The organism is Desmospora profundinema, from assembly GCF_031454155.1.
GTDB classification, from domain to species: domain Bacteria; phylum Bacillota; class Bacilli; order Thermoactinomycetales; family DSM-45169; genus Desmospora; species Desmospora profundinema.
Window position 1 is genome coordinate 154,209 of record NZ_JAVDQG010000002.1, and the last position, 12,941, is coordinate 167,149.

Annotated in this window: 12 protein-coding genes; 4 read left to right on the top strand and 8 right to left on the bottom strand. The window is 51.8% G+C overall.

The genetic code is table 11. The annotated features are described in order from the left end of the window. Position 1: 1 nt before the first annotated feature. From JOE21_RS04425 to JOE21_RS04440, 4 genes are all read left to right on the top strand, one after another. Positions 2-1,729, top strand: a complete 1,728-nt coding sequence (locus JOE21_RS04425; RefSeq protein ID WP_309862882.1) for a sigma-54 interaction domain-containing protein — start codon at positions 2-4, stop codon at positions 1,727-1,729. A gap of 82 nt (positions 1,730-1,811) precedes the next feature. Continuing rightward, positions 1,812-2,066 carry a (2Fe-2S)-binding protein gene (locus JOE21_RS04430; protein WP_309863799.1) on the top strand — a complete coding sequence of 85 codons (255 nt, stop codon included), beginning with the start codon at positions 1,812-1,814 and terminating at the stop codon, positions 2,064-2,066. Then, entirely contained in the window at positions 2,063-2,401 is a 339-nt protein-coding gene (locus JOE21_RS04435; protein ID WP_309862885.1) for a (2Fe-2S)-binding protein, read from the top strand. Before JOE21_RS04430 ends, JOE21_RS04435 begins: the two co-directional genes overlap by 4 nt. Beyond that, a complete protein-coding gene (locus tag JOE21_RS04440; protein ID WP_309862888.1) occupies positions 2,398-3,633 on the top strand; it encodes an NAD(P)/FAD-dependent oxidoreductase in 1,236 nt (411 codons plus the stop codon). The genes JOE21_RS04435 and JOE21_RS04440 overlap by 4 nt, the downstream gene beginning before the upstream one ends. A 43-nt stretch (positions 3,634-3,676) precedes the next feature. On the opposite strand, the gene JOE21_RS04445 is transcribed toward JOE21_RS04440, so the two are convergent. The 8 genes from JOE21_RS04445 to JOE21_RS17760 form a co-directional block, all read right to left on the bottom strand. Next, positions 3,677-5,110 (bottom strand): aldehyde dehydrogenase family protein, encoded by a 1,434-nt coding sequence (locus JOE21_RS04445; protein ID WP_309863803.1) that lies wholly within the window; start codon positions 5,108-5,110, stop codon positions 3,677-3,679. 153 nt (positions 5,111-5,263) lie between these two features. Further along, entirely contained in the window at positions 5,264-6,154 is an 891-nt protein-coding gene (locus JOE21_RS04450) for a dihydrodipicolinate synthase family protein (RefSeq protein WP_309862891.1), read from the bottom strand. A 223-nt stretch (positions 6,155-6,377) separates the two neighbouring features. Beyond that, positions 6,378-7,214: a Na+/H+ antiporter NhaC family protein gene (locus tag JOE21_RS04455; RefSeq protein ID WP_309862893.1), complete on the bottom strand. Its 837-nt coding sequence runs from the start codon at positions 7,212-7,214 to the stop codon at positions 6,378-6,380. A 45-nt stretch (positions 7,215-7,259) separates the two neighbouring features. Further along, positions 7,260-8,393, bottom strand: coding sequence for an RNA-guided endonuclease InsQ/TnpB family protein (locus tag JOE21_RS04460; RefSeq protein ID WP_309862896.1), 1,134 nt, complete (start codon positions 8,391-8,393; stop codon positions 7,260-7,262). 310 nt (positions 8,394-8,703) lie between these two features. Continuing rightward, positions 8,704-10,059: a UDP-glucose dehydrogenase family protein gene (locus JOE21_RS04465; RefSeq protein WP_309862899.1), complete on the bottom strand. Its 1,356-nt coding sequence runs from the start codon at positions 10,057-10,059 to the stop codon at positions 8,704-8,706. Continuing rightward, a complete protein-coding gene (galU, locus tag JOE21_RS04470; RefSeq protein ID WP_309862901.1) occupies positions 10,056-10,985 on the bottom strand; it encodes a UTP--glucose-1-phosphate uridylyltransferase GalU in 930 nt (309 codons plus the stop codon). Before galU ends, JOE21_RS04465 begins: the two co-directional genes overlap by 4 nt. 366 nt (positions 10,986-11,351) lie before the next feature. After that, on the bottom strand, positions 11,352-12,500 hold the full coding sequence (locus tag JOE21_RS04475) for a glycosyltransferase family 4 protein (RefSeq protein ID WP_309862904.1): 1,149 nt from the start codon (positions 12,498-12,500) through the stop codon (positions 11,352-11,354). Between the two features lie 262 nt (positions 12,501-12,762). After that, the gene (locus tag JOE21_RS17760) at positions 12,763-12,894 is read right to left on the bottom strand and encodes a zinc ribbon domain-containing protein (RefSeq protein ID WP_374709325.1); all 132 of its coding nucleotides are present in this window, start codon (positions 12,892-12,894) and stop codon (positions 12,763-12,765) included. Positions 12,895-12,941 lie beyond the last annotated feature (47 nt).

The following is a 12,941-nucleotide window of genomic DNA, read 5'->3' on the forward strand; positions in this document are numbered from 1 at the left end:
TATGCAACACCATTTACCCTGCATCGAAGAAATGATTCAGTCTGATTTCACCTTGATTCACAGGCAGGATGACAGGGATTGGAACCCAAACCGGCGCAATCATGAAATGATTTTTATGAAAGATGGGGACCGTTTGTTTTATATAGACCCGCGATGGGCGCCGCTGGACAAGGATGTCCCCTTTGCGTCGATCCCCTGGATGGAGTGCGCATCCGTCCGCGCCGATCAACCGATGAAGGAAGTTGTCGCTCTTCTGCAAACATTCAACTTCCTGCTAGTCACCCATGAATCCGGAAAGGAAATCGGATATCTTTCCTGCGCTGATGTTCTGGGCAGACAATTTGAGTCCTACCAATATCTCCATGCCTACTTTGAATCGGTCATCCAAACCATGGACGCATCCGTCTCCCTCATCGACGAAAATAAACGGGTCATGGTTTGGACACAGGGAGCGGAAAACATCTTTTCCGTGGAGAAGGAAGAAATTATAGGAAAGCCGATCACCAACTTTTTTGACATCGACAAGCTGGAAATCATCAAAACCTTGGACACCGGGAAATCGCTTTACAAACACCAGCATCAGCCCCGTTCCGACATGGTCGTATTAATTCATACCAACCCCATCATTCTGGACGACCGAATTATCGGTGCGGTGGCTGCCGAGACGGATATCACCAGTCAGGTCCGATTGAATCACGAATTGTTTAAAACCACATCCAAAGTGCATCGGTTGGAGCGTGAAGTCGCAAAATTAAAACCATCCTCCGATCCCTTTCACATGATCAAAGGCAACAGTTCCGCCATGAAGAAAACCAAGGAGATGATTCGAAAAATCGGCTCTACCAACGCCACTGTTCTGGTTTTAGGCGAAAGCGGTGTAGGAAAGGAATTGTTCGCCAAAGCGATTCATGATATCCGAGAAGCTTCGGATGCCCCCTTTATCCCGATCAACTGCGGGGCGATTCCTCCCTCCCTGTTTGAAAGTGAACTGTTCGGTTATGAAAAAGGAGCCTTTTCCGGTGCCGATCACAAAGGGAAAAAAGGAAAAATCGAACTGGCACGCGGCGGAACGCTCTTCCTGGATGAAATCGGGGAAATGCCCTTTGAGATGCAGGTGAAGTTGTTACGCGTCCTGCAAGAAAAAAAATATTTCGCTGTCGGCGGAACAAAACAGGTGGACGCTGATTTTCGAGTCATTGCAGCAACCAACCGGGATCTAAAATCCCTCGTCGATGAGGGGAAGTTCCGGGAAGATCTGTTTTACCGGTTAAATGTGGTAACGTTACACATCCCACCGTTGCGCGAGAGACGGGAAGACATTATCGAGTTAACCCATTATTTCCTATATGAATTCTCCGTTCGCTACAACCGTCCGATTCACGGTATATCCCAGGATGTGATGCAGCACCTGCTGCAATACGACTGGCCCGGCAATATTCGCGAATTGCGCAATGGGATCGAACGGCTGGTGGTGTTTGCCACGGATGGAAACATCAAAAGAGAAGATCTCCCCTTTACGCAGTCACCAAACAAAAGCGAGGATTTCTCTTATCTAAGTACCGACCACGCTTCCACTCTCCGGGAAGAATTGGAACGACACGAAAAGCGGGTGATTCTAGAGTCACTAAAGCGGGTAAACGGCAACAAACAAGCCTGCGCGAAAAAGCTCGGCATTTCTCGGGCGACACTGTACAACCGAATGAACAAACTGGGCATCCAAACCACATAACGCTCTCTTTCTCCTCCTCTTTGGCGTCGTTTTTGCATAAAAGAGGCCTTGGGAAGGAGGTTTTTTTATGAATCGAAACTCTATGATCATCTGTCGATGTGAAGAAGTAGAAATGGATACAATCATAGAAACCCTCAGGTCCTATTCATGCACTCCCCGAGAACTCAAACTGCGAACCCGTGCAGGTATGGGTGTGTGCGGGGGGCGCACTTGCAGAAACTTGATCCAAACACTCTATAGTGAAGTGACCCAAAAACATGTCTCTCATTCCGTCCCCCTCAAATATCAACCGCCGGTGCGCCCCCTCACATTCAGAGAGCTGGAGGGGAAGAAATGAAACACCCCGGAAGAATTGAACAGCATCCCGTGCTGGGGCCTCGAAAGCAGACCCAACCGATTACATTCACACTAAATGGTCAGCCGATCCTGGCCTATGAGGGAGAAACGATTGCCGCATCTCTGTTAGCCAACGGAATTCGAATATTGAGATCCCACGAAGAGACCGATGCTCCCAGAGGAATCTATTGCAACATCGGCCATTGTTTTGAATGTCGGGTTAAAGTCAACGGTGCAGACCATGTGCGGAGCTGTCTCACCCTCGTAAAGGAGGGGTTGGCGGTTGAAACAAAAGGGGCCTTACCCACCCCTTTAAAGGAGGAGGATAAACGGTGACCGTCGATGTGTTGATTGTGGGGGCGGGCCCTGCCGGCCTTTCTGCCGCTATTGCCTGTGTACAACACGGATTGAACGTAAGGGTGCTGGATGAATTTATCAAGCCCGGCGGACGGTTGCTGGGCCAGCTTCATCAAGAACCTGACGGGACATGGTGGAACGGAATCGAAGAAGCCCGGAAGCTGTATGAAACGGCGCAATCCCTAGGGATTCAAGTGGAATGCGGGATCCCCGTGGTTCACCTTGAGCCGGCGGAGGGGAAATGGTTGATTCATATTCCGGATGCCGTCATTCAAGCTTCGACAGTGGTGTTGGCAACGGGTGCCGCAGAAAAACCGCTGCCTGTTCCAGGGTGGACCCTGCCGGGGGTGATGTCGATCGGAGCCGCTCAGGTGATGACCAATGTTCATCGGGTACGCGTAGGCGAGCGCGGAGTAGTGGTAGGAATCAATATCCTGTCCGCTGCGATCGCCAGAGAGTTGCAACTGGGCGGGATCCATATCAGCGGCCTCTATCTTCCTGGACTCACTCCCCTGACCAACCATTCCGGCCATCCGGCATGGGTGATGAAATCACTTCTCCGACTCTCTCATTTGGCCCCATCTTCCTTGATCCGGTTCGGCAGCCGTCTATTGAAAGCCGATGCGATGCACGCTTTAGGGATTCGTCTCTTCCCCAAATCAGGAGTGAAAATGTGGGGAATACCCATTCATCTTCGCAAAGCCGTACTGGAGATTATCGGAGACCAACAAGTGGAAAAGGTGAAAGTGGCCACCGTTACGCCGGAAGGCGATCCGCTCCCGGGTACCGAGGAGGAAATAGCCGTTGATTTCGTTTGTATAGCCGGCGGGTTATATCCATTAGCGGAGCTGGCTGCCATTGCCGGTTGTCCGTTCCACTATTTCCCCGAACTGGGCGGACATGTCCCTGTTCACAGTCCAAGAATGGAAACGCCCCAAAAGGGATTGTACGTTGCCGGCAACATCACCGGCATTGAAAGCGCCAAAGTGGCGAAAGCCCAAGGGACGGTGGCGGGGCTATCCATTGTGTATCACTTCCAGCCAAATGAAAGATCGAAAGAATTATTGGAACATGCCATTCAACAAGTCAAACAAGAGCGGGATCAGGCTGTGATACAGTTTCATCCTGCGATCAAACAAGCGCGCACCCGTATAAAACATCTGTGGAACCACCCGCATCCGGACTCTACGCAATCCACCCCTCTTCCATAAGGAGAGGGGTGGATTGCATGTTGAAGAGAGTCCTTGAGAACAATCAACGATACTGGATCGCGCACGTTTTCACCTGACTGTAAAAGTCCAAGGCTGCCTGCCCCTGTTCTCGGGTATGGGAGCTGGACCCTTTCATCCCGCCGAAAGGAGCTTGATATTCTACACCTGCCGTTTCCTGGTTGACTCGTACCATTCCTGCTTCCGCTTTGTCCAAAAAGAGATGCGCCTTGGACAAGTCCCGGGTAAACAGGGACGCACTTAACCCGTAGACGGTTTGGTTGCACCATTCAACCGCTTCCTCAAAATCAGACGCTTCCAGTATGACCGCCAAAGGCCCGAAGATTTCTTCCTGGGACAATTGGTGCTTGACATCCACACCCGTCACCACGATCGGATCGATATAGTATCCCGGGTCAGACAGCGACGATGTCTTTTCCGTCAACACCTCTGCCGAACTCCGGGCCAGGTCGACATAAGAGGAAACTTTATCGTATTGCTCCTTGGAGGCGACCGGACCGAGGGTTGCCGTCGGGTCCAGCGCGTTGGCCATTTTGATCTTGGCCATCTCTTTTTTCAACACCTCTGTAAATGCTGAAAAAATTCCTTTTTCCACAATGATTCTACTGGTAGCCGTGCACTTCTGACCGGCTGACCGAAATGCTCCACTCAACACGAGTGGAACGGTTTGATGGATATCTGCGTCCCGAAGAACAACAGCCGCATTCTTCCCGCCCATCTCTGTTTGGTATTTGATGTTTCGTTTGGCACAAATCATGGCCACCTTTGTTCCCGTTTCCGAAGAGCCGGTAAAGCTGACACCATCCAGATCCATCTGTTCCAGTAAAGGGGGGCCGATCTCCCGTCCCTTCCCAATCAATAAATTCAAAACCCCTGGCGGCAAATCCGTTGCCGCAAAAATCTCCATCAAACGAGTGGCTGTAAGGGAAGCGTTTTCTGACGGCTTCCAAATGACCGTATTCCCGCAGATTAAAGCCGGAGCCAGTTTCCAGATTGGAATAGCCACCGGAAAATTCCAGGGGGTGATGATTCCTACCACCCCTAAAGGAACCCGTTTGGTATATTGAAGGACACCGGTAGACGAAGCCGGGATGACCGATCCGTCTGATCGCATTCCTTCTGCCGCATAATACTTTAAAAGATGGATCCCTCTTTTCACTTCCCCTTTCATTTCCGTTATGGGCTTGCCCATTTCCGAGCTAGCCAGCGTCGCCAGGTCCTCCAACTGATTCTGAAGCGCCTGCGCCATGTGATAGAGAACTTCCCCCCGTTCCCCAGGGGTCTTTGAAGCCCATTCACCCAAGGCATTTCGTGCCGCTTTCTCGGCTTCCATCACATGATAGTCATGGGACAGATGGATGACACCGACTTCCTCATCCAAGTTTGAAGGGTTTTTTACGACCATTTTTCGACCGTCGGGAATCATCCACTCGTCGCCGATTCGGTTTTTGCTCTCCATCATGACGGATCCTCTCCTTTCCTAGGCGTGTTTGATTATTCCTAATCCCGGGTCGGCATGCTGTCTTCGATCTCTTGCAAAAAGCGCAAAGGATCGCAGCCAGCTATGCGACCCTCCCTTTTTCTCACGGAAAATCGAATGACTAGACAGACCCTAATGGGGTAACACGGATCGATGGGCCACAGCCCGTTTAAAAGCCGCTTTTACCTTCGCGTAGTGTTCCTCCGTCAGGGGTAATCGAGGAGGACGAGTCGGACCTACCGGCTGCCCAGCGAGCTCCATCATATACTTGATAGACTGAACCAATTGCGGATCGGCATCGTAATGGAACAGCGGAAGCAGATCCCGGTACAGTACCATTGCTTCGGCGACTTTTCCCTCCCTTGCTAGTTGGAACAACTTCGAACATGGCTGCGGAAGTGCATTGGGCACGCCTGCAATCCAGCCCGTCGCCCCCGCTAACGGTCCTTCCATAGCCAGATCATCCACACCGATCAACACTTCCAAATTTGTTTGATCCAAAATTTCGTGAACACGGCGGATATCACCGCTAAATTCCTTCACTGCTACTACGTGATCCAACCGGGACAACGCCGTCAACAGGTCTGGTGTCAGATCCGCTTTGTAATCCCGGGGATTGTTGTATGCAATGATAGGCAATCCAACGGAATTGAGCGCTTCATAATGGGCAATGATTTCATTCTCCAATGGAGAGTAGTGAATCGGCGGTAGAGCCATCACTCCTTCCGCTCCTGCTTGCTTGGCATATCGGGCCCACTCCACAGCCTGTTGCGTGGATGGGGCTCCCGTGCCCACGACGACCGGAGCTTTTCCCTTCGCTGCTTCCGTCACAATGTCCACCACTTTTTTTCGTTCTTCGGTGGTAAGCGTTGCATATTCCCCTAAAGATCCAGCAGGGACAAGACCTTGAACACCTTCTTCAATCAGCCACTGGGATAATTCGTAAAGCCGCTTTTCATCTAATTCATCATTCTCCTTAAACGGCGTGACAATGGCCACATAGATGCCCTCAAACCTCGCCATATGGTTATCCCCTCTTTTTTGAAAATGTGTGAACCGTGTACCTGACAGGCCAAACGGGAAAAAGAAGGATCACCCCCTCTTCCTTCCGTTCACCTGCTTCCCCCTTGTATACAGCAAAAATGATGCCAATTCTGTCTATCAACCGACTGCTGTTCTGAGGCGTCCTCCGGTACAAAGAAACCGCCCACGTATGGGCGGAATTTTCTGAATATGGATACCCCACTTAAATCGATTTCCCCGCAGCAGACTGCTGATCGGGCTTATCTGAGGGTTTCGTCCGGTCTTCGGTATACCAAATAAACTTGCCGGTATAGCCGTAGAAGATCGTGATTGCGATGGCGATAAAGTTAAACCACATAAACGGAAGGTACTCCCATGTGGCCACTCCCAACACGGCAGCCATAAAGATCCCGCCGTCCGACCAGGGAACCATCGGTGTGGTAATCGTCCCTCCCGCTTCGGTGTTTCTGGAAAGTACCGTCCGGTTCACTCTCATCTTGTCATAGTTTTCTTCCGTCATCTTGGAGCCCGTAATAAGGGAAACATAGGCAGCCCCTCTAAAAAAGTTCCCGAGAAACCCCGCAAAGATGGTCGAGAGGGTTAACCGTCCCACGTTGGTAACCAGTTTAGACATCGCTTCGCTAATGACCGTTAACACCCCTGTTGCTTCAAACAAGCCCCCCAAGCCGAGAGCGAAGAGAATGAGAACGATCACATCAAGCATGAAAGCGATCCCGCCTCGGTTTAACAACTGATCCAAAAAATCGACGTTAGATTCAATCTGAAACCCGCTGTATAGTGTGTGCACCGCATCCAGAGGATTCATTCCTTGAAACAGGATCGCCCATACACAACCAAGAACCGCCCCAAAGCAAATGGTGGGAATCGCCGGTTTTTTCATCGCTAGCAACGTGATCACAACAGCGGCGGGAATAAGAACATACCCGCTTACATGAAAGTGAGTGGACAATGCGTTGGATACGGCTTCTGCTTGGGCCAGATCGGCGCTTCCGTCTACGTGACGTCTCTCACGGCTAAACCCGTGGGCTTCTCGGATCATCGGATGCGGTAATCCGCTACCCTCTCCCGAAGGCTTCGCCCGAGCCTAACAAAGTTGAAGTTGCAATGGGTCGTACCTTGGGTCTGATGTATGGCCCATGGCTTTCAAGAGGATGTTACGGGCAGCGTTCACGTCGCGGTCTTCGGTGTACCCGCAACTGCAAGTATGCATCCGAACTTCCAAGCTTTTTTTCACCATCCGACCACATTTAGAACAAGCCTGAGAAGTGTTGCGGGGATCGACCAACTTCACTTCCTTACCGGCCCACTCTGCCTTGTAAGTGGTAAAGTCAATCAATTGTCTCCATGCGGCATCCGCAATCTTCTTTGCTAAGGGACGGTTTTTCACCATCCCTTTTACGTTCAGCTTTTCAAACGCGATGAGATCATAGCGATCCACGAGGGAGCGACTGATCTTATGAGCAAGGTCTTTTCGTTGATTCGCCACCCTCTCATGAGCTTTCGCCAACAACGCTACCGCTTTGCGCTGACGATGGGAACCCTTCTTTCGCCGGGATACCGTTCGCTGTAAACGCTTGATGCTACAGAGACCTTTCTCCAGAAATCTCATGGCCGGAAAGAACTCTTTGTCGGATGTGACGGCAAAGTGTTTCACACCTAAATCGATTCCTACCTGCTTCCCACTGGGCTTGATCCGGGAAGGCTCCATGGTGCAGGTTACCATCACATAGTAGCGACCGTTCTTTCGCTTGACAACAAGTGTCTTTGGACTTCCTTCCATCTGGCGATGCATCTTGACGCGAACCTCTCCGATTTTGGGGATGCGGATGAACTTTCCCTGGAACATGGATACTTTTGCTTGGGGATAGGTCATGGAATCAAACCGATTCTTCCCTTGGAAACGTGGAAATCCGGGCTTCTCCCCATTCTTCACTCGACGGAAAAAGTGCTGGAAAGCCAAATCCAACCGCTTTGCCACTTGTTGAAGGACTTGGGAGTGAACCTGTTTAAATTTGGGGATTTCCTTTTTCAACCAAGGAAGTTCGGTAGCTTGTTGGTGATAGCTTAAGGAGACTCCTTGTCTTTGATAGGCGAAGCGACGTTGTTCCAGCATACTATTGTATAGCCATCGGCACATGCCTAGACTCCATTCAATCTTTTCCCTTTGCTCAGTGGTGGGAACTAACTTGAATTTGTAGGTTCGGATCAGTTGAGTCACCTCCTTTTGACCCTATTCTATCGCCAAATGGTCGGACTTGCGAGAGGGGACAAGCCCCTCCCTCGTCCGACGCTCGCTTTCATCCCACCCCTCAAGGGCTGGGTTTTCCCGCTCGCATTCTATAAAAAGGAGGATCGACTTCTCTCTTTTTTGTACGCAAATAAACCGGCTAAAACGGCCGGCTTTGTGGCTATCTTTTTCGGATGTCTGAATTTCGATACATTTTACCCTTGGATGTCAAAAAAATAAGACAGAACCGTGTGGAAGGGACTCCTACTCTTCTCCTCTTAGCGAGATTTCCGCTCTTCATTCATCCATTGCGGGTCCGACTCTCGGGCAGGCTCACTGACTCTGATTTCACCGGACGCACACTGGGACGTCCCACGGACAGATAGGTGAGCGGCCAGTGCTGGGCAACTCGTTTCATCGCATCCAGGGAATATAGATTACGGCCATCCAGCAGGATCCAGTCATGACGGCCCGCCATGATCCGGCTCCAGTCGCAGTTGCGAAATTCTTCCCACTCTGTCATCAGAATCGTCACGTCGGAGGCAGACGCCACTTCGTAGGAATCCTCGCATAGATGAACGTCCTCCACGGGATAGTCCCTCCGGATCAATGGATCGTACGCAAATACTTCAGCGCCCGCCTCTACTGCCATTCGGCAAAATGGAATGGACGGCGCTTCCCTTAAATCGTCGGACATAGGCTTAAAGGTGAGTCCCCAAACCCCGATCTTCCGCCCGCGCAAGCCGCCACACTCATCCTCCAACCGCTGCAGTAGTGTTAATGGGCGTCCACGGTTGATACGGGCCGCCGCTTCTACCAATGACATTTCAACGTTTTCTCGTTTTCCGATGGCAATCAATGCTTGGGTGTCCTTTGGAAAACAGGAACCCCCGTATCCCATCCCCGGACGTAGAAAGGCAGACCCGATCCGCGGATCGGCTCCCATTCCCCGCGCGACGGCATTCACATCGGCGTCGATCCGATCGCATAAATCGGCGATCATGTTGATATAAGAGATTTTCATGGCCAAAAACGCATTGGAAGCGTATTTAATCATCTCCGCACTGCGTCTGTCGCATATTTGCAGGGGTGCACTCAACCCATGATAGATCCGTTCCATCACTTTGCGGGCAAAGGGAGAGGATGTTCCGACCACCATCCGATCCGGATGAAAAAAATCATCCACCGCATTGCCTTGACGCAGAAACTCCGGGTTGGATACCACATGTAAATCACACCGCTCCCACTTTTGCCGCAATATCTCTTCCAAGCCATCCCCCGTACCGGGAGGAACCGTGCTTTTCACCACGACCACCGTATTGGAGCGAGCATGCTTGCCGATATCAGCGACCGCTTGTTCCACTTGGCGCAGATCCGCGCTGCCGTCAGCGGTTTTCGGAGTTCCGACAGCGATAAAGCAGACCGGACTTTCATGGATCGCTGCCGGAATATCGATACAAAAGCGAATGCGCCCGTTGCTGCTGGCTTTATTGAGAACTTCCTGTAAACCAGGTTCCCATAAGGGTATTCCTCCGGCGTTCAGGGTGGCCACTTTTTCCGCAGCGATGTCCGCCCCGATCACCTCATGTCCCAACGCTGCTAAACCCGCCGCAGTCACCAACCCCACATATCCGATTCCCAAGACCGTGATTTTCACAATGCCTTCCCTCTTTCTGAAGGGTGATGTCTTAACACCATCCGCTCCATCATCGGCAACAGACGTGCCCGCAGAGCCGGATCCTGTAAACCGAAAGCCAAGTTGGCTTCCAGGAATCCCAACGGATGACCCACATCGAACCGGGTCCCGGTAAATCCGAAAGCCCACATGGCTATCGTTTCCTTCCAGTATTGAAGTGCATCGGTCAATTGCACTTCCCCTTTCAAACCGCGCGGCGTTTGTTCCAGTACGTCAAAAAGAGACGGTTCCAAAATATATCGTCCCATGATGGCGATCCGCGATGGCGCTTCATCCAAACTTGGTTTTTCCACGAGATCAAATAAGGGCACGATCTCCCCTGAGCGAACCGTCCGTTTGACTGAACGGACCACTCCGTACTTGGACACGTCTTCGGCCCCTACTGTTTGAACACCGATCACCGGATCGCCCATTTGTTCATACTGCTCGATCAGCTGCCGGGTACACGGCGGCATCCCCACCGGTGTCTCCACGATGTCGTCCCCCAACAACAGTGCAAAGGGTTCCTCCCCGACAAAGGTGCGGGCATGCAGGACCGCATCTCCCAAACCCATGGGTTCTTTTTGCCGGATATAGTGGATGCGGGCCAGATGGGAGATAGACTCCATCTGTTCCAAACGATCCCTCTGCCCCCGAACTTCCAACAGGTGTTCCAATTCGCCGGATCGGTCAAAATGGTCTTCAATCGCCCGCTTGCTCCTGCCGGTGATGATCAGGATGTCTTTGATACCGGATGAGACCGCTTCTTCCACGATGAACTGGATCGCCGGTTTGTCCACAATCGGGAGCATTTCCTTAGGCAATGCTTTGGTGGCAGGCAAAAACCGCGTGCCCAAACCGGCTGCCGGAATGACCGCCTTTCTTACACGGGTGTTTTTCATAGACATCGCAAAGCACTCCTTTCATTAGAGGGTGTCTGAACAATCCGTAAGGCTAGTGCCCCTTCAGGTAACTTCGATCTGTTTTTCATGGCCTTTACGCGGACAAGTCGGTCGGCTTGGTTTTCCGTCTTCGCTCCATGCGTGGCAGAGTCGACTCCGCCGGAAAACCAAGCCTCCCTCCACGTAAACACGATCGATATTGGTAGAAGGGGCACTAGATCCCGTGTTGGTATGTCTGTCTTCGGTTTCGTTGCAAACGTGCACAGCGAAACCGGAGAACGAAAGGGACCCCGGACGCTGTGAGTGCAAAGGGGAGTCCAAAGTCATACCGCCCCTCCCTTCTTCACTGGGAAATAGAATGACCAAACAACCCTAGCCAGCATGTGCATGACGGGCCGTTTTTCGTTCCACGATCGCTTCATACCGGAAGAGCAACCGGTCAAAGATCTGATCCCAGGATTGCTCCAACGCCATACGCCGCGCTTCCTTTCCCATCCAGCGGAGGCGTTCCGAATTCCCCAGCAGATGACAGATCCCCTCGACCAATCCGTCCACAGAACGGGGGGAAGCAAACCAACCGGTCCGGCCGTGTTCCACGATCTCTTTTACTCCTCCAGCCCGTGCCACCACTGCCGGTGTACCCGCAGCCAGGGATTCCAGGACCACATTGCCAAACGTTTCTGTCGTGGAGGGAAAGACGAATGCATCGGCCGATGCATACGCTTCAGCCAGTGCTTCACCACGCAGAGTACCGGTAAAGGTTATATGAGGCAGCTTTTCCGCTTCCAGCTCCTCTCGCATGGGTCCATCCCCCACTAACACCCAGTGCACCTGGTCCCGGAACGAACCCGGCAGTTTTTTCATCGCGCCCGCCAACACGTCCAAGTCCTTCTCCGGGGCCATCCTGCCCACATACAGCAACACATGCTGCCCCTCAATGTGATAACGACGCCGAAATGCATGATTTGCCCGCGAAGGACAAAACAATTCCGTATCCACTCCCCTCCGCCACAGATCCAGACGCGGAAGCCCTTTGTTCTCCAGCAACTGCTTGGTTTCATCAGACGGGGCCAACAGCAATTCACAGGATTCGTGAAACCAACGCATGTAATTCCAAATCCATGAAGAGAGGAATTGCAGTCGATAATACTGAAGATAGCGGTCAAAGTGAGTGTGATAAGAGGCGACGAGGGGGATTCCTTCTTTTTTTGCGATATGAAGGCCCATCAGGCCCATATTGAAGGGGGTGGTGACGTGGATGAGATCGGGGCGGAACTCACGCAGTTCCCTGCGGATAAAGAAAGGGTTGGGAAAGGAGAGTCGGTGTTCTGGATAAAAGAACAGCGGGACACTCAGACTCCTTAAAACGCCGGGTGCTTCCGGATCTTCCTGGGTACAGCGGGGGACAAAGATACGGGTTTCCACCTGACGACGTTCCATGTGTTCCGCCCAACGCTGCAACGTGAGCGACACACCGTTCACCTGTGGAGGAAACGTGTCTGTAAACAGAGCGATCTTCAAATCCCCATCCCCTTTTGACAACGATTTGTCTCTAGGATAAAAAACCAAAATCAAGGAAGCGTTGAGCAGGCGTTAACATTCCTTCATGGTTGGATGAAGAAGGAACAAAGCGGTATCCAACCGTTTTACAACGGCCGCTTCCTGGATCCTATTCTCGTGACTTGCTCCACACGGCTAAAGCCGTGGGCTTCTCGGATCATCGGATGCGGTAACCCGCTGCCCTCTCCCGAAGGCTCCGCCCGAGCCTAAAAAAGTTGGAGTTCTAGCTGACCTTATTTTCCGGTACGAAACCAATGGCTCGATGAAGAATGTTTTGCGCCGCGTTGAGATCCCGATCCTCTCTGTAGCCACAGCGACATGAGTGAACGCGGACACTTAGGTCTTTCTTCACCATCCGACCACATTGCGAACAATCCTGGGACGTGTTACGAGGATCGACCA

Coding starts and splice junctions, on each gene's coding strand:
- JOE21_RS04425 (WP_309862882.1), top strand. CDS start 2: ATGCAACACCATTTACCCTGCATCGAAGAAATGATTCAGTCTGATTTC.
- JOE21_RS04430 (WP_309863799.1), top strand. CDS start 1,812: ATGATCATCTGTCGATGTGAAGAAGTAGAAATGGATACAATCATAGAA.
- JOE21_RS04435 (WP_309862885.1), top strand. CDS start 2,063: ATGAAACACCCCGGAAGAATTGAACAGCATCCCGTGCTGGGGCCTCGA.
- JOE21_RS04445 (WP_309863803.1), bottom strand. CDS start 5,110: ATGGAGAGCAAAAACCGAATCGGCGACGAGTGGATGATTCCCGACGGT.
- JOE21_RS04450 (WP_309862891.1), bottom strand. CDS start 6,154: ATGGCGAGGTTTGAGGGCATCTATGTGGCCATTGTCACGCCGTTTAAG.
- JOE21_RS04455 (WP_309862893.1), bottom strand. CDS start 7,214: ATGATCCGAGAAGCCCACGGGTTTAGCCGTGAGAGACGTCACGTAGAC.
- galU (WP_309862901.1), bottom strand. CDS start 10,985: ATGTCTATGAAAAACACCCGTGTAAGAAAGGCGGTCATTCCGGCAGCC.
- JOE21_RS17760 (WP_374709325.1), bottom strand. CDS start 12,894: ATGGTGAAGAAAGACCTAAGTGTCCGCGTTCACTCATGTCGCTGTGGC.